The organism is Mycobacterium gallinarum, from assembly GCF_010726765.1.
Taxonomy (GTDB): Bacteria; Actinomycetota; Actinomycetes; order Mycobacteriales; family Mycobacteriaceae; genus Mycobacterium; species Mycobacterium gallinarum.
The window spans coordinates 15748-31136 of the sequence record NZ_AP022602.1; the positions used below are offsets into that span (position 1 = coordinate 15748).

Sequence of the window (15389 nt, forward strand, 5' to 3'; positions counted from 1 at the left end):
ACTACTGCTGCAACCCGCGCGGCGCCGGGGGTCACCATGCCCGACTGGGCGGCTCGCCAGTACGGCTTCGACGCCGACCGCCTCGCCGATGCCAGCGACCCTGACGGTGCAGCCGACCGCGAGCGGGCTCGCCAGGAAGAGGCCGAGAAGGAACGCGCGGAACGCCGCAAGCTCATTGCCTTGAACAAGCTCGGCGAAGCGGCGGCGATCGTGCGCCGCGAGTGGGTGCGCGACAAGCTGCTGTCCCGCAAGACCGCACCGAAGGGCGCGGCCCTCTACCTCGCTGATGTGATTGTCAACCGGCCCGATTTGTTCAACGACTACCACGGCCAGAAGCTCGCGCCCGAGCTGCTCGGCCTGGCCGATAACGAGACCGCGAAGATGGCCGTCGCCAAGCTGCCGGCCACCGGCGACGGCCGCGCGCTGGTGATCCTGCTCGGAATGGTGCTCGCCACAACTGAGGCCCGGACGGCCAAAGACGCCTGGCGCGCACCCCAAGAGATCACGAAAAAGTATCTGACCTGGCTTTCTGAGGTCTGCGGGTACCCCCTCAGCGACATCGAGCAGGTGATCCTCAGCAAACGCAAAGCCGACACCGTGTACCGACAGGCTTGCAAAGAGGACTAGCGGCCGACGAAGGCCCCGGGAGTAGCTGGGCTCCCGGGGCCTTTCGTCCGTTCGGGTAAAGAACAAACGCCAATAATAGAGAATTGCAAGAATGGTTCCTAGTGCGAAAACAGAAGGGGTCCTAGTGCCATTAATAGCGTTCGCCAATAAGGTCTAGTCACCGCCGAAAGTGGGCGCTCTAGTATGCTCTATGCGTTGCCGAATTAACGTTCAGCAATTAGAATCGAAGCTACAGAAAGAACCCGCAATACCGACGATTAAGGAGCGCGAAATGAGCACCACCGCCACGGTCACCGTCTACACCAAGCCCGCCTGCGTCCAATGCAACGCCACTTACAAGGCGCTCGGCAAGCGGGGCATCGCCTACGACGTCGTGGACATCAGCACCGACCCCGAAGCCCGTGACTTCGTGATGGCCCTCGGCTACCTCCAGGCCCCCGTGGTGGTGGCCGGCGACGACCACTGGTCAGGTTTCCGGCCCGATCGGATCAGGGCCCTCGCCCACGCCACCGCCGCCGCATAAGACCCCGCCACAGAGCCGACAGGAGCCACCCATGTACACGTTGACCATCGACGAGCACGGCCGCGACGTAAGCACGCAGCACGACACCCCAGAAGCCGCCCAGGCCGCCCTGCACGCGTACCTGGTGATCTCGGACTACTACCACCGACCCACTCAGCTCAGCGCCACTCACACGGCGTTCGAGCTCCTCTCCCTCGCCGAGGCACGGCCCCGCGTCGTCGGCGTGGCCACCATTGAGCCCTACTCCGAACTCGACGCCCGCCGCGACCTCAAGACCGTCTTCGCCGCCGCCAGCCCCATCCACGCACTCGCGTCTTAAGGACCCCCGGAATGACAACCGTCTTCCTCGCCAACGTTCGGACCGCCGTGGAGGCGACGGCCATCGCCGAGACCGCCGACAACGCCGCCAGACTCGCATGCGAGAAGGCCATGGAGTACTTGCAGAGCGTGCATGGAGATTTGGGATACGACGACCCCATGCTGGTCGGGCAATACTTCGGAGTAGACGTGCTGGCGTTCGAGGTTGGCGGCCCGGCACAGTTCACGCGCCGCTCCACGCTGCTGGCGCCCTAACCCACCGACGTCCGCATGGCCTACTACCTCCTCAGGGTCGACGAGCTGCCCTAACCCCCACGGCATGGGAGTGCGATGGCCAGAGATGGGCGGGCCATCCAACTGCCCGATGGAGCTAGCACAGCTGAAGGCAGTCCTGGGCACCGATCCCGGGCAGGACGGCTACCGCGAGCTGTTCGGCGACCCCGCCATGGTTGGCCGCCGCCAGAGCTGTCACGTACACGAGGGCGTGGACCATCGTGCTGGCCACGGTCCAGAACTTCCTTGCGCCCTTCCCGGCAACGGCCGATCCCGTCGTCATCGAACACGCGAGTCTCGACGATCCACGCATCGCCGGCCTAGCCGATGCTGATCGTCGCCTGGCGCGCTCACTCGTCCACGCGCGAGAACACATCAAGTACGTCGTCAAACGATCCGGCTCGGCCGTGCTGGACAGCGGGCAGCACCGCAACTGCTGGGCGCGCACAGCCGAAGTCGCTGCGATGCCCGTGTGGTTCGACGCCGCCACTGCGGCACCGCCGCGCGACGCGGTGCTCCTGCAGCGAGGCTAAGCGCCGACGCGCGACATCACCGCCGCACACCCCCTCCAGCCCTCCAGCCCGGCGCTGCGACACCGTGCCCCACACCACCCAGCTCGGCACACCCGGCGACATGTTTCACCGGACCTCGACGAGCTCTGGCCGACCTCACCACAGCGTGGCTTGGTCGCCCAGCAGGGCCGCCTGCACCGCAGCGGCATCCCAACCGTGGCGCACCGCTTCGCGCAGCGCCACCGAGCGTTGCCTACGAACGCCGCGACTATCGAAGCGTCGCACCGCATATCGGCCGCCGCCACGGCGCATCCGCGCCATGCGTTCCATGTTGTCGCCCTGCGACCCCGACACGACGTGCTGGCGGGGATCTGTCACCGCCGCGACCTTGACGCACACTGGGTTGTCGCACTCGTGGAGCCCAAGCACCCCAGCGGCCACCACACCGGACACGATGGCCAACGCGTAACGGTGCGGACGAACGCACAGACCCGAGCCCGCTCGAGTGAGGTAAAAGCGACCGTAGCCATCGGCGCCGATCGCCCCGGTCCAAATGTTGCAGTCCGAAGCCGTTGGCCCACAGACGACATGGCTGTGAAAGCGCGCGATCTCAGCAGCGTGCACACGCCGATCAACGATCAGCTTCCCTGCGCTTCTCATGGCCGATGAACCTAGCCGTCGACACCGACATTCAGAGCGTCGACCGCGGCCCGCTCCCCCGGTGCTGTGAACGCACTCCCGAGCCGCACCGCTGTGCGGTCATGCAACCGCCGCATACCGAGCGACCGGAGCCGCGATGCCCAGATACCCTGCGACGCAATCAACGAACGCCTCTCGCCGCATGATGCGCAACCGGCTAGCGCGGCCGCGGCGCGGCCGGCGGAGCGGCCGGTCGACATCACGCCAGGCGCACGGGCCGACCGGCGCCACCGGGGCGCGCTCCCCCCGTGCACCGTCGACCTCGCCTCACCACGGCGCAACGCCCGCACCATTCACGCCGAGACGGCATCGGCCGGCGGCTCGCCGGAGTAGGGGCCAGCAGCCTTCAACGGCCCGCCATCCACACCACCCCCGCCTAGTGCATGCGAACCGCCCCCGGCCGAGGGGTTCTCGGGTTTCGGAGCATGCCGCGCCATGGTGCGAACAACTCCGATCCCCACGTCTGTCCGCGCGGCGATCGTCGTCAGCGTCTCACCGCGGCCCTGCATGCGTGCGATCGCCGCGCCGGCTTTGGCCCGATGGACAGCCACCCGCTTCGCGGCTTCCGCGTCGACCTGCGCGCGCAGCTGAGCCAGGCGCTCCTTCTTCCAGGACTCGACCTCGGCGATCTTGCCGACCGCCACGAGAAAGTCCGCGGCGTCGTCGATGTTCGCCTTGTCCCGCGCGGCGCGAGCCTCGTTGGCGCGCCGGGTCGCCTCATGCGCCCGCTTCCGGGCCTCAACCTTCGATATCCGTGGTGCTGTCATGGTCGGGACCCTAAGAGCCGACAGGCCGACCGGGCCACCACCACAGCCACATTCGTCATCCCTCAATTTTTTCCGTCGCTCCTGCCGCACTACCGCCGCTACCCTCACCACACCGCCGCCCGCTCCTCTCGCCACCACCGCACAGCCCCCTCCACCTCTCTGCCTTGACCCCCCTTCCACAGCCCACCGACAGACCACACACCTCTTGCACTCAGGAAAAGACTGCCGCGAATCAACTCAGAGTGGACGGAGCCTGGTGGTGCATCGGGGTGGGTTCCTCGTGGGCACTTTAGTCACGTTTCCGTTTGGCCTGGTGAATCAATAGCGTCGGGGACGTGGTAACTTTCCGTTGTCAATGTCCACTTTAAGTTTACGTCCGCAGTGGAGGTCGGAGTGAGTGTTCCGGGTTCGGCTCACTTGGTTCTGGCGCCTGGTGTGGTGCATCTGAATGAGCCGGCGGCGGTGTTCGAGGCGATGCTTTCAGGATGGGGGCGCCAACAGAAGTCGAGACTGCTGGCTGACGCCACGATCGAACCGCGGATCGCCTTGCTGCGAAGGTTCACTGCGTTCGCCGAATCGCTGCCCTGGGACTGGACGGCCGGTGACGTCGAGGACTTCACTGCCAGTTTGATGTCCGGCACCGATCGTCTAGCGCCGTCCACGATCCGCGGCTATCACCTGACGTTGCGGATGTTCTGCGACTACCTTCTCGACGGCCGCTACGGCTGGACCTCCCAGTGCGAGCAACGGTTCGGCAGGATCCCGTCGCAGATCTGTCACGACTACAACACCGCCGCGCATCTGGTCGAGTACGAGGGCAAGCCAGCCCGGCGACCGTTCTCCTACGACGAGGTGGAAACCTTGTTCGGCTTTCTCGATGACCGCGTCGAGACGGTCGCGCGGTCGGGTCGCAAGGGCGCGTTAGCGGCGCTGCGAGACGCACAGATGATCAAGACGGCCTACGCATTCGGGTTACGCCGCCGGGAACTGTGCTTCCTGGACGTCGTCGATCTGCGTCCGAACCCGCGGATGCCGGCGTGGGGAACGTTCGGTGCCGTCCACGTCCGTTACGCGAAGTCCAGCCGCGGCAGCAACCCGCGGCGTCGCACCGTGTTGGCCGTCCCGGAGTTCGACTGGGTGATCGACGGACTGCGCCAGTGGGTCGAGCAGGCCCGGCCGCTGTTGAGTCCCGGACCGCGTGAGGAGCTGTGGCTGACCGAACGCCAGCAGCGGGTGTCAACGAAGACGATGGACAAGCGGTTCGCGTTCTTGCGGGGGCAGGCCGGTCTGCCGAAAGACCTCACCTTGCACTGCCTGCGGCACTCCTATGTCACCCACCTGATCGAGTTCGGCTACCCGGAACGGTTCGTCACCGAACAGGTCGGGCACTCCTATGCCTCGACCACTGCGATCTACACCTCGGTGTCGAACGATTTCAAGACCAAGACCCTGCAGGCGGCGCTTCGTCGCGTCTACGGATCCACGACGACAACCGGGAGCCGGAATGAGCACTAGAACGGTAATCCGTTGGAACCTGCGCCAACTGATGGCGGAGAACGGCATGTTCGCGACCACCGACCTGGTCGAGCCGCTGCACGAGCGTGGCGTGGAGATCTCCCGACAGATGGTTCACCGGGTTGCGACGAAACCGCCGCAACGGATCAATCTCGACTTGCTGGCGGCCCTCTGCGACATCTTGGCGTGCACGCCCAACGATCTACTCGAGCTCGCCCAGGAACAGATCCGCGAGGCGCCCGCGGTCAACGACAGCGGACCCGGGATTGGCGACCTGCGGCCGATCCGCGCCAAGATCCGCCGCCCCGGCGACAGTAGGTGAATCACTGCGTCTGCTGGGAGTGCGGAAGCACCAACGGCTTGAGTCGACTCGCGCATGGGCGGAGGATCTGCATCGGCTGTCGCCGGCGACGGCACTACCACCCCGAAGCCTGCCCGCAGTGTGCCGTCGTGCGGCCGCTGGCATGGCTGCGCGGCGAGATCGTCGTCTGCGCGTCGTGTGCCGGTGTCGAGTCGATCTTCGCGTGCCGTGACTGCGGCCGCGAGGAACACCCGTACGGCGACAGTCGGTGCGCTCGCTGCTTCCTGCGCGAACGGCTCACCGACCTGCTAACCGACCCAGCGACCGGTCAAATCCATCGCCGGTTGCGTCCGGTGTTCGACGAATTGGTGAACTCCGAACGCCCGCAGACCGGACTGTGGTGGCTGCGCAAGAAACCCGGTATCGGTCCGCAACTGCTAGGCCAAATGGCGTGCGGCGCGCTCGAGATCAGCCACGACACCTTCCGCGCCCTGCCCTCGGATCGATCCCACGACTACCTGCGCAGCCTGCTCGTCGCGGTCGGCGTCCTGGATCAGATCGAGATCCGAATCGAAAGGATGCTGCCCTGGATCGAGAACGTCGTAGCCCAACTGCCCTTCGAGGACGCCGCCCTGATTCGCCGGTTCGCTCACTGGCATGTGCTGCGGCAGATGCGCAAAGCCGCCCGCGAAGACCGATTGACCAAAACCATGGCCGACGCGTGTCGCCGACGTATCCGCGTCGCTATCGAGTTAGTGGCCTTCCTCGCCGCTCACGACGCCAGTGCGGCCACCGCGACCCGGGATCTGTTGGAGCGCTACCAGGCGCACGTCGGCAGGACACTTGGCCACGAATACGCCTTCGTGGTCTGGCTGCGCGACTCCCGGATCAACACTAAGCTGACCGTTCCCGATGTCCCGCGGCCGCCGCCGGCAGTGACTGTGTCCGATGCGCAGCGCTGGGCGGCCGTCGAGCGTCTGTTGCACGACTCGACCTTGCGCCGCTACACCCGCATTGGCGGTCTGCTCACTCTGCTTTTCGCTCAATCCCTTTCGCGCATTGTGGCGATGCGAACGAGTCAGGTCACCATCACCGATGACCGGGCCGTGCACGTCACCTTCAGCTCGATTCCAATTCAGATGCCTCCCGTCCTCGACGATCTGATTCGCGAACACCTCGAGCACCGAGGCAAGAGCCTCTACGCCTCCCGCGAGACCGGATGGCTGTTTCCTGGCGGTAACCCCGGCCGCCACCTTGCCACCGAAAACATCCGGTCCCAGCTCGTCGCCATCGGCATCAAACCCTACGAGAACCGCAAAGCCACTCTCTTCCAACTCGCCGGCGACATGCCCGCACCCGTCCTGGCCGAGCTCATCGGGATCACCAACAACAACGCCGCCGCCTGGGCCACACTCGCCGCCCGCGACTGGACCGAATACATCGCCGAACGAGCCCAACTTCCTTCTACCCGTAGGCGGTGACGGTGGTGCACGCCTTCGGTTTTGATTCGGTTCAGGGTTGCTTGGATGCCTCGGGGCGGAGTTGTAACCTTCGGTGTCGGGACCGCCGCTACGATCCCGACGTCGGACCGCGTGGGCAGGAGAAGCACGATGGCAGGGTTCAAGATGGATCCGAACTTCGAGAAGAACGTCACCAAGCAAGTCGCGAAGAATATGCAGAGCGACATCGATGCGGTCTTCCGGCAGCACAAGGGCCAATCGGTCGACGCTGTGAAGCGGGCGCTGCAGAGGAAGCTCGGCACCGCCCTCGTAGAACCTGCCCTCACCACCGTGGCCGAATCGATCAGCCGAGGCGAAAAGGTCACGCTGAAGCTCTAGCGCCTGGTTGGCGTTGGCCCGTACTCCGATGCGGTTTCATGTGTCGTCAGCTGTTGAGCAAGCCGCGGAAGATGGTTTGGCCGAGACGCGCGGCCTCGGAGAGTCCCAGAATTCCGCCCACCACGTGGGGATTCAGATCCGCCCACGCGTGGGTGGATGGGCGATCGGTGAAGAAGTTGAGGTAGTCGCAGCAGGTGTCGGCCGAGGGGCCCGTTCCGGATCGGACGCCGACGAAGACCACTGCGGTGCTGGGCTGCCCGATCGGCTCGCCGCGCTCGACAGTGATCGTGATGGGATTGCCGTTAACGGGGTCCGAGGACTCGATCACCGTGTCGGTGTCGAGCATGAAGGCGATCCCGAGAGCGTCGACCGCGCACATCGAATATGCCTCGCCGCCATGGGCGAGGCGGACCCGGTGGCGAGTCGGAACAGCGGAGAACGGGTAGGCGACCTCGATGAGTCCACTGGTGCCGAGCCGGATCACGTCCGAGGCATGTAGTCGAGTCAAAATCTCCTCCACTGGTGACTCGAAAGGCGATGCTGCGCTAGCGAGTTCGGCCATCGAGGGCGCAGCGCCGTGCTTGGCGAAGGCTCGCAGAATGCACTGATGCACGGCGGTCTCGCCAGGATCGCTGGGCGCGGCTCGAAACCGCGCTGAACCCAACGAGGCGGCCGCCGAATCGGCCCCGGCAGCCGGGGCGCAGCAGGCATCTGCGGTGTGATCGGCATCGTCGCCGGCTCGGGCAGTAAGGCCGAGTGCGTCTCGCAGGGCAGCCACTGACGGCGCACCGGCTACGGCGCCGCGCTCGTCGCGGTAGAGCCTGCACGACAGACTGGGTGGTTCGCCGGCCACAGCGAACGGATCACAACCGTCCACTAGCAGCGTCGGCGAGCCCACCATTCCAGCCGCGGTAGCGTCCTGCGGGTCATCGATCACCCGGTGGACCAGCGTCACCTCGGTGGTCTCCCCGGCAAGTGCCTGTTCGAGCCGGCGCTGCAGCACCGCAACATTCGGGCAGTCGGGAACCTGCAGAATCTCCAGTCTCATTGGTGCCCTTCTTCGTTGGTGTGCAATGACGACAGCATCGGGCAGCGCCGGTCGCGACGGGGAAACTCGCAGGTCGACACCAATTCAGCGAGGGAATCCCTCACGCGGTTGAGGTCGAGGATGCGTTGCGCGAGTTCCTCCATCTTGACCTCGGCAAGGATCCGTACCTGGTCGCAGTCGTCGGGACCGCCGTTGGCCAGGTGGAGCAGCTCATCGATCTCATCGAGACTGAATCCCAGCTCTTGGGTGCGCTTGACGAACCGCACCACCTCGACAGCACTGTCGGGATACGCCCGGTAGCGCCCTACCGATCGAGGTGGTTCGTCCAGCAAGCCGCGCCGCTCGTAGTAGCGCAGCGTCTCGGCGTTCACCCCGGCCAGTGCGGCAACCTCACCACGTCGCATACACCCATTCTCAACCCTGTACCTGGGTACGGAGTCAAGGTACTTCAGCGCCGCTGCGGCTCGACCGCTACTGCGGTTTGGTCGCTCGGATGATGGTGGAGTGCAGCCCCTCGGTGACGGTGTGGCTGCGGGTGAGGGTGATCTCGGTGAATCCCGCATCAGCAAGATCGCTGGTGTATTCAGCGGCGGTCAGCGCGCCTGCGATGCAGTCGGCGTGGGTGCCCAGGCGGGCGCGGTCCTCGGTGGTGAGGTGATCGTCGGCGACCAGGTCGCTGATGCCGATGCGGCCGCCGGGTGTCAGGACGCGGTAGATCTCGCCGAATACGGCGGGTTTGTCCGGGGAGAGGTTGACGACGCAGTTGGAGATGACGACGTCGATGCTGGCGTCGGGCAGCGGGATCGCTTCCATATGGCCTTTGACGAATTCGACGTTGGTGGCACCGGCAGCCGCGGCGTTGGCCCGGGCGAGGTCGAGCATCTCGTCGGTCATGTCCAGGCCGTAGGCGCGGCCGGTGGGCCCGACCCGGCGGGCCGACAGCAGCACGTCGATGCCGCCGCCAGAACCCAGATCGAGCACGGTCTGGCCCTCGTGGAGTTCGGCGACGGCGGTGGGGTTGCCGCAGCCCAGGCTGGCCAGCACCGCGTCGACGGGCAGTTGGTCCAGGTCGATGGTGTCGTATTGGCTTGCGCCCAGGCCGGACTCGTTCGGGGCGATCACCGAAGCGTTGAGGTGGCTATCGCTGCCGATGGTGCTGGTGGTGCCGCAGCACGCACCGGTGTTCTTGTTGATGACGGCCAGCGCGGCAGCTGCGTACTGGGCGCGGACCTGGTCGAGGATGCTGTCGGCGGCTGGGGTGTGATCGGTCATGTGTAGTCCTTACTTCTGGGCCGTTGTCGGTGTGGAGTGTCGGAGCAGCGCGCGGGTGATGAGGGAAGGCCGATTGCGGCGGGAAGGATCCAGAAAGTGCTGCGCGGCAGCAGGTTCCACACCGGCAGTTTGGGCCCGTTATCGACATAGAAGGTGGTCAGCAGCGCGATGTAGGCGATGCCCATGGCAGCGATGTGGTGGCGTATCCAGCCATGCCAGCGGATCCGGCGTGCGGTGAAACCGGTCGCGGCGGCGAGCAGGGCGATGCTGCCGGGGATGAGCAGGTAGGCGGTGTGGGGACGCGCGGCCACGATCCCCAACGCGGTGGCGAACACGATCCCGATGGCCACCAAAAACACGTGTCCGCTGCGGGGTGCCGACCAGCCTGCTTGGGGGCCAACATGGCGGTCAGGCCGGCGATGACCGCGGTAAGGCCCGCTGCGATGTGGATTGCGATCACCGCGGTCAGCATCGCGGCGCGTCCTTCGGGCCGGATCGGGTTGTGGTGGTGAGGAATTCGCGAATCAGGCTGGCGATGTGATCTGGCTGTTCCTCCATCAGCAGATGCCCGGTTGCGGGCAGCGTTTCCACCCGCGTGGTGCCGGGGATGTCGGCGGCCAGGCGCCGCGCCCAGACGGGCGGGAAATGGACGTCGCCTTCGCCCCACAGGATCAGCGTCGGGACCTCGATCTTGTGTAGTGCGTCGGCGAGGTGGTGGGTGTGGGCTTGATTGGCGGGGTCGAGTTGGGTGGCGAGAAATCGTCGGGTCTTGGCCCGCTTGTGGGCGGTGGCGAGGTTGGCGGCGATGTAGCCGTCCACGAGGTCATTGGTCAGCACGGAGCGGTCGTAGACGGCTTTGCCTTCTCCCAGTGCCCACCGAAACAGTGGCCGCCGCGACCAGGCCCATAACACCAACGGCCCGATCACCGGCAGTTGGGTAACACGAATGAACGGCAACTCCTCGGCGGAGGGCCAGTTGTCGTAGGCCTCGGCGTCGGCCAACACCAGCGCGGACACCCGGCCGGGGTGGTGGATGGCGATCAGTTGCGCGATGGCGCCGCCCTGGTCATGGCCGACGATCGCAACCCGCGCAAGGCCCAGCCGATCCAGCAACCCAATGATGGCATCGGCTTGGGCCGGAAGGCTCCAGTCGGCGCCGGCGGGAGTTTCTGTGTCTCCGAGTCCGAGCAGATCAGGTGCAACACAGCGGAAGTGTTCGCTCAAGCGAGGAATCACGTTGCGCCAGACGAATTTCGAGAACGGGCAGCCGTGCAACAGCAGCAGCGGCGGACCGTCGCCGCCCGAGTCGCAATAGGCCACCGAAGCGGAGCCAACATCGAGTCGACGCGCTACGGGTGCGGTGGTGGTCACGGCCGGGCCGCGCTTTCCTCGATTAGGCACAACGCCAAGTCCAGCACTGCGGGAATGCACGGGTCGGCGATCGCGTACCAAATCCGGGCGCCGTCTCGGCGTGTGGTCACCATGCTGCGATCCGAGAGTCGCTGCAGCTGATTGGACACTGCCTGCACCCGCAGACCCACCTGTTGGGCCAGCTCACCGACGGTCACTTCACGCTCGCGGTGCATCGCATGCAGCAGCCGCAGCCGGGTGTCGTTGCCCAGCACCTTGAACAACCCGACCACCTCGGCCGCCTGCTCCGGCGTCACCAGCGGCCGGTCGGCAAGGGCCGGCTTGCCCGCCGCTCCCGCCGGACCCGTCGCAGCACACTCGGTCAATCTGCTCATCATTCCACTATTACACTAGATCATGTAGTTATGGAAGATCTAAAGTAGCCCGGGTTCGTAGGAAATGAAGCGTCCCGCGAGTGATGTGAGGTCCGGTCCTTGGGTCGCTGGCGTCGATGTGTGGAGGATTCGTGCTTGACCTTCGACTCCACTTGAAGGTTTACGGTCTGTGGTGTGAGTAGTTATCGCATTTCGCAGTTGGCTGAGCGGTCGGGCGTGCCGGCGACAACGCTGCGGTTCTATGAGAGCGCAGGCTTGTTGTCGGCCCAGCGCACCGCTTCGGGGTACCGCATCTATGACGATGCTGCGGTGGACCGGCTGGCGTTCATTTCCGCGGCCAAGCTACTCGGCCTGCCGCTGGAACAGATCCGGGATCTGTTGGGGGTGTGGGAGCAAGGTGTGTGCGCGCACGTCCGGGCCAGGCTGTTGCCGTTGGTGGTTGCCGGGATCAGCGATGCCGAACATCGGATCGCCGAGTTGAGTGCGTTCAGTGCGCACTTGTCCCGGGTTCACGAGGACTTGCTGGCGCCGGCACCCGAGGGTGCGTGCGGGCCGGGTTGCGGGTGCGTGCCGGCGGCTACCGGACCGGTTCTCCTCGACTTGTCGTCACGGGCGGACCTGGGATCATCCGCTCTGCCGAGAGCGGGTGTCGGCGACGGGCAGGAGGTTGCGGTGGCCTGCACGCTGTCGGGGGCGGAGCAGACCGGACGTGTCGACGAGTGGCAGCGGCTGCTGACCTCGGCTACGGGCCGCTCACAGATCGCCGACGGTGTGCGGCTGGAGTTTCCCTGTGATCCCGACCTTGTCGCTGCGGTGGCCCGGCTGGCCGCCGCGGAGCAGAAGTGCTGCGCCTTTTTCGACTTCACGCTGCACCTGACTGCTTCGACGCTGGTGGTGACCGTGCGCGCCCCCGAAGCCGCCGGACCGCTGATGGCCGAACTGTTTGGTGTTTCGGCATGAACGAGTCGCAGCGGCGTGCCCGCAGGTGGTCGGGCGCCGGCGCCGCGGTTGTGGCGGCGTGTGCGCTGTGTTGCGCCGGCCCGCTCCTTGCCATCCTGGGCAGCATCGGTATCGGCTCCGCGGTCGGCGCCATCTGGCTACCCGGGCTGGCCGCGCTCACCGTCGTAGCGGCCATCGGCGCCCTCTGGCTGCGCCGACGCCGACGGGCGTCGATCTGTCAGGCGGGGCGCGTTGATGTCAGCATGCCCACCATCGGAAAGCCGGGCTGGGACACCGCGCCGACTCGACATCTGTGAGCACCACCAGCGGGACTCGCACCTTACGAGTCGCCCGCATTCACCCAGTTACCCACTCATTGCGGAGGTCTTCATGTGCTCATCTCGCTTCGTCGTGACGGCGGTTGCGGCCGCCCTGGCGTTGACTGCCTGCGCAAGCACCGGCGGCGACCCAGCCCCGGCCGCGCCCCCCGTCGCGTCGACGACGCAAGCCTCCGTGGTGTCGCCCCCGGTTGTCACGACACCAGTGGCCGCCATACCGGAGCAGTTGCAGTTCAGTGCCACGACGGTCGACGGTGCCCCGTTCGACGGCGCGTCGCTGGCCGGCAAGGACGCCGTCCTGTGGTTTTGGGCGCCGTGGTGCGGAGAGTGCCGCCGCGAAGCACCCCATGTCGCTGCCGTGGAGTCAGCGACCAAGGGCCGGGTCGCGTTCGTCGGTGTCGCCGGACTCGGCCCGGTCACCGACATGCAGTCATTCGTCGAGACCTACGACGTCGGGGCGTTCCCGCACATCGCTGATGCCGACGGTGCGGTGTGGAAGAGGTTCGGGGTCATCCAGCAGCCCGCGTATGCGTTCATCGATGACTCCGGTGAGATCACCGTGGTGCGCGGAGAACTCGGCGAGCAGGGCTTGACCGAGCGGGTAGCCGAGCTGAGCGCCAACTAGTGGATCACGGACGCCTGAGTCGATGACCGAGACGCTGTCGTTCGCCCTGGCCGCCGGTGCGTTGGCGGCGATCAACCCGTGCGGTTTCGCGATGCTGCCCGCCTACCTGAGCTTGTTCATCGCGACCACTCCCGACACCACCCGGCGGGCAACACGGCTGGCGGCGCTCGGCCGGGCATTGACGGCGACGGCGGCCATGACGGCCGGGTTCCTGGCGGTGTTCGGCACCTTCGGGCTCATCCTCGCTCCGGTCGCATCCGTCGTGCAGCGGTGGGCGCCGGCGGTCACCGTCGTGATCGGGGTCGCGCTGCTGATATTGGGCGCCGTCATGCTCACCGGCCGCGAACTGCTGCTGCGCACCCCGAAGCTGCAGTCGGCCATCAATCCCACGGCCGGACTGCGGTCGATGGCGCTCTACGGCGTGTTCTACGCGATCGCGTCGCTGGGTTGCACCATCGGTCCGTTCCTCGTGGTGACAACGACGACCTTCAAGTCCGGTGACCTCGCCCTGGGTGTGGCCGCCTACGCCGCGTATGCCGCCGGGATGGGTCTGGTGGTGGGTGTCCTGGCGGTCGGCGTGGCACTGGCACAACAGTCCGCGGCGCGGGTGCTGCGCCGCGTGCTGCCCCACGTCCCCCGCATCGCCGGGGCGCTGCTGGTGATCGCCGGTGCATACGTCGCCTGGTACGGCGTCTACGAGCTTCGGGTGTTCGCCGGCGGTAACCCCGACGATCCGATCGTCGCCGCCGCCGCACACATCCAGAACGGGCTTGTCTGGATCGTCGACTGGGTTGGGCCAGCAGGGTTTGCTACCGTCCTGCTCGTTCTGCTGCTCACCAGCGGTGTCGCGGCCGTGATCGGCCGCCGCCGCGCCAGGAACAGGCAACGCACGCGCGCCGAGCGGAACGCGATCGCACCTGCTTAACTTTCACGGCCCCCGTCTGCCGTGTCGATTGACCGGGACTCCCACGACGGTCCTCGAAGAGCGTGTCAAGGCCCAAGGAAGAGAAGGAAATTCGCGGAATGCGTATGCGACGAACGGATCTGATAGCGAGGCTGGAACGCCATCAGGTCGCCCTCTACGTCGCGGCGATGGCGGCTGGCGGACTGCTCGGTTGGGTTGCGCCCGCCGCTGGGCCGAGTTTGGAACATGCCATCAATCCGGTGTTGGCTGCGTTGTTGTACGTGACGTTTCTGCAGGTGCCCGCAGCCGAGCTGGTCCGCTCGCTGCGAGCGGGCCGGTTCCTCGGCGCCGCCCTGTCGATCAACTTCGTCGTGGTGCCACTGGTCGTCGCCGCACTGTTCAGCTTCCTGCCCGCCGACCAAGCGATCAGGGTCGGAGTGCTTCTGGTGCTGCTGACCCCGTGTGTGGACTACGTCATCGTGTTCACCGGACTGGCCGGCGGGAGCAGTCAACGATTGCTGGCCGCAACCCCGTTGCTGCTAATTGTTCAGATGCTGCTGCTGCCGCTGTTTCTCTATCTGTTCATGGGATCCGGGCTGGCAGACGTCGTCGAGGTCGCCCCTTTCCTGGAGGCATTCCTAGTTCTCATCGTCATACCGCTGTCCCTGGCCTGGTTGACCCAGGCATGGGCCGCCCGCAAACCCGCCGGGCAGAAACTGGCAACCGGTGCTGGCACGTTGATGGTGCCGCTGATGATGGCGACCCTGCTGATCGTGGTCGCCTCCCAAGTCCCGAAACTGGGCGACAGCCTCGGCGACGTCCTGCGGGTCGTGCCCTTCTACGTCCTGTTCCTGATCGTGATGGCCGGAGCCGGCCTGCTGGTCGCACGTCTATTCCGACTGGACGCCGCTGACGGCACGGCCATCGTGTTCACCGGCGCTACCCGCAACTCGCTCGTCGTCCTTCCACTGGCATTGGCGCTGCCCGACAACCTGGCCCTCGCCGCAGTCGTGATCGTCGCCCAAACCCTCGTCGAAGTCATCGGCATGGTCATCTACGTCCGCACCATCCCGCGACTGCCGTGGCGCAACGAACGCGCACAGCTCGCCGACTAACTGCCGGGACCGGGACCGCATTACCGCCGC

Annotated in this window: 23 protein-coding genes; 14 read left to right on the top strand and 9 right to left on the bottom strand. The window is 66.1% G+C overall.

Annotated features, from left to right (window positions below; genetic code table 11):
• The first annotated feature begins 36 nt into the window (after nt 1-36).
• The 4 genes from G6N42_RS31395 (at nt 37) to G6N42_RS29975 (ending at nt 1723) form a co-directional block, all read left to right on the top strand.
• Entirely contained in the window at nt 37-627 is a 591-nt protein-coding gene (locus tag G6N42_RS31395; RefSeq protein ID WP_232076824.1) for a hypothetical protein, read from the top strand.
• 271 nt (nt 628-898) lie between these two features.
• Nucleotides 899-1150, top strand: a complete 252-nt coding sequence (gene nrdH, locus G6N42_RS29965; RefSeq protein WP_163738645.1) for a glutaredoxin-like protein NrdH — start codon at nt 899-901, stop codon at nt 1148-1150.
• A gap of 31 nt (nt 1151-1181) precedes the next feature.
• Nucleotides 1182-1469: a hypothetical protein gene (locus G6N42_RS29970; RefSeq protein WP_163738648.1), complete on the top strand. Its 288-nt coding sequence runs from the start codon at nt 1182-1184 to the stop codon at nt 1467-1469.
• Nucleotides 1470-1480: 11 nt separating this feature from the next.
• Nucleotides 1481-1723, top strand: coding sequence for a hypothetical protein (locus G6N42_RS29975; protein ID WP_163738652.1), 243 nt, complete (start codon nt 1481-1483; stop codon nt 1721-1723).
• 115 nt (nt 1724-1838) lie between these two features.
• Here G6N42_RS29975 and G6N42_RS31525 read toward each other — a convergent pair whose 3' ends face one another.
• Nucleotides 1839-1973 carry a hypothetical protein gene (locus G6N42_RS31525; RefSeq protein WP_286201669.1) on the bottom strand — a complete coding sequence of 45 codons (135 nt, stop codon included), beginning with the start codon at nt 1971-1973 and terminating at the stop codon, nt 1839-1841.
• Here G6N42_RS31525 and G6N42_RS29980 point away from each other — a divergent pair.
• Nucleotides 1963-2274: a hypothetical protein gene (locus tag G6N42_RS29980; protein WP_163738655.1), complete on the top strand. Its 312-nt coding sequence runs from the start codon at nt 1963-1965 to the stop codon at nt 2272-2274. The two genes, G6N42_RS31525 and G6N42_RS29980, sit on opposite strands and share 11 nt — an antisense overlap.
• Nucleotides 2275-2409: 135 nt before the next feature.
• Here the strand turns inward: G6N42_RS29980 and G6N42_RS29985 are convergent, their stop codons facing one another.
• Entirely contained in the window at nt 2410-2913 is a 504-nt protein-coding gene (locus tag G6N42_RS29985) for a hypothetical protein (protein ID WP_163738657.1), read from the bottom strand.
• 332 nt (nt 2914-3245) lie between these two features.
• A complete protein-coding gene (locus G6N42_RS29990) occupies nt 3246-3719 on the bottom strand; it encodes a hypothetical protein (RefSeq protein ID WP_163738660.1) in 474 nt (157 codons plus the stop codon).
• Between the two features lie 393 nt (nt 3720-4112).
• On the opposite strand from G6N42_RS29990, the gene G6N42_RS29995 reads away from it, so the two are divergent.
• From G6N42_RS29995 to G6N42_RS30010, 4 genes are all read left to right on the top strand, one after another.
• Nucleotides 4113-5234, top strand: a complete 1122-nt coding sequence (locus tag G6N42_RS29995; RefSeq protein WP_232076826.1) for a tyrosine-type recombinase/integrase — start codon at nt 4113-4115, stop codon at nt 5232-5234.
• Nucleotides 5224-5556: a helix-turn-helix domain-containing protein gene (locus tag G6N42_RS30000; protein ID WP_163738663.1), complete on the top strand. Its 333-nt coding sequence runs from the start codon at nt 5224-5226 to the stop codon at nt 5554-5556. The genes G6N42_RS29995 and G6N42_RS30000 overlap by 11 nt, the downstream gene beginning before the upstream one ends.
• A 128-nt stretch (nt 5557-5684) precedes the next feature.
• Entirely contained in the window at nt 5685-7016 is a 1332-nt protein-coding gene (locus tag G6N42_RS30005; protein WP_232076829.1) for a hypothetical protein, read from the top strand.
• Between the two features lie 129 nt (nt 7017-7145).
• On the top strand, nt 7146-7373 hold the full coding sequence (locus tag G6N42_RS30010; protein WP_163738666.1) for a hypothetical protein: 228 nt from the start codon (nt 7146-7148) through the stop codon (nt 7371-7373).
• A gap of 46 nt (nt 7374-7419) precedes the next feature.
• Here G6N42_RS30010 and G6N42_RS30015 read toward each other — a convergent pair whose 3' ends face one another.
• The 6 genes from G6N42_RS30015 to G6N42_RS30040 all read right to left on the bottom strand — a co-directional run bounded on the left by G6N42_RS30015 (nt 7420) and on the right by G6N42_RS30040 (nt 11438).
• The gene (locus G6N42_RS30015) at nt 7420-8421 is read right to left on the bottom strand and encodes an alkylmercury lyase family protein (RefSeq protein ID WP_163738670.1); all 1002 of its coding nucleotides are present in this window, start codon (nt 8419-8421) and stop codon (nt 7420-7422) included.
• On the bottom strand, nt 8418-8825 hold the full coding sequence (locus G6N42_RS30020) for a MerR family transcriptional regulator (RefSeq protein ID WP_163738673.1): 408 nt from the start codon (nt 8823-8825) through the stop codon (nt 8418-8420). Before G6N42_RS30020 ends, G6N42_RS30015 begins: the two co-directional genes overlap by 4 nt.
• Before the next feature lie 67 nt (nt 8826-8892).
• On the bottom strand, nt 8893-9693 hold the full coding sequence (gene arsM / locus G6N42_RS30025) for an arsenite methyltransferase (RefSeq protein WP_163738676.1): 801 nt from the start codon (nt 9691-9693) through the stop codon (nt 8893-8895).
• Nucleotides 9690-10043 (bottom strand): hypothetical protein, encoded by a 354-nt coding sequence (locus G6N42_RS30030; RefSeq protein ID WP_163738679.1) that lies wholly within the window; start codon nt 10041-10043, stop codon nt 9690-9692. Before G6N42_RS30030 ends, arsM begins: the two co-directional genes overlap by 4 nt.
• A 115-nt stretch (nt 10044-10158) precedes the next feature.
• A complete protein-coding gene (locus tag G6N42_RS30035; RefSeq protein ID WP_163738682.1) occupies nt 10159-11064 on the bottom strand; it encodes an alpha/beta fold hydrolase in 906 nt (301 codons plus the stop codon).
• Complete coding sequence (locus G6N42_RS30040) at nt 11061-11438, bottom strand: ArsR/SmtB family transcription factor (protein ID WP_163738685.1); 378 nt, start codon at nt 11436-11438, stop codon at nt 11061-11063. The genes G6N42_RS30035 and G6N42_RS30040 overlap by 4 nt, the downstream gene beginning before the upstream one ends.
• Before the next feature lie 174 nt (nt 11439-11612).
• On the opposite strand from G6N42_RS30040, the gene G6N42_RS30045 reads away from it, so the two are divergent.
• The 5 genes from G6N42_RS30045 (at nt 11613) to G6N42_RS30065 (ending at nt 15359) form a co-directional block, all read left to right on the top strand.
• Nucleotides 11613-12398 carry a MerR family transcriptional regulator gene (locus G6N42_RS30045; RefSeq protein WP_163738688.1) on the top strand — a complete coding sequence of 262 codons (786 nt, stop codon included), beginning with the start codon at nt 11613-11615 and terminating at the stop codon, nt 12396-12398.
• Entirely contained in the window at nt 12395-12694 is a 300-nt protein-coding gene (merT, locus tag G6N42_RS30050; RefSeq protein ID WP_232076831.1) for a mercuric ion transporter MerT, read from the top strand. Before G6N42_RS30045 ends, merT begins: the two co-directional genes overlap by 4 nt.
• Nucleotides 12695-12767: 73 nt before the next feature.
• Nucleotides 12768-13340 carry a redoxin domain-containing protein gene (locus G6N42_RS30055; protein ID WP_163738691.1) on the top strand — a complete coding sequence of 191 codons (573 nt, stop codon included), beginning with the start codon at nt 12768-12770 and terminating at the stop codon, nt 13338-13340.
• Nucleotides 13341-13362: 22 nt separating this feature from the next.
• Nucleotides 13363-14265 carry a cytochrome c biogenesis CcdA family protein gene (locus G6N42_RS30060; RefSeq protein WP_163738694.1) on the top strand — a complete coding sequence of 301 codons (903 nt, stop codon included), beginning with the start codon at nt 13363-13365 and terminating at the stop codon, nt 14263-14265.
• 104 nt (nt 14266-14369) lie between these two features.
• Nucleotides 14370-15359 carry an arsenic resistance protein gene (locus tag G6N42_RS30065; RefSeq protein ID WP_163738696.1) on the top strand — a complete coding sequence of 330 codons (990 nt, stop codon included), beginning with the start codon at nt 14370-14372 and terminating at the stop codon, nt 15357-15359.
• The last annotated feature ends 30 nt before the right edge of the window (nt 15360-15389 follow it).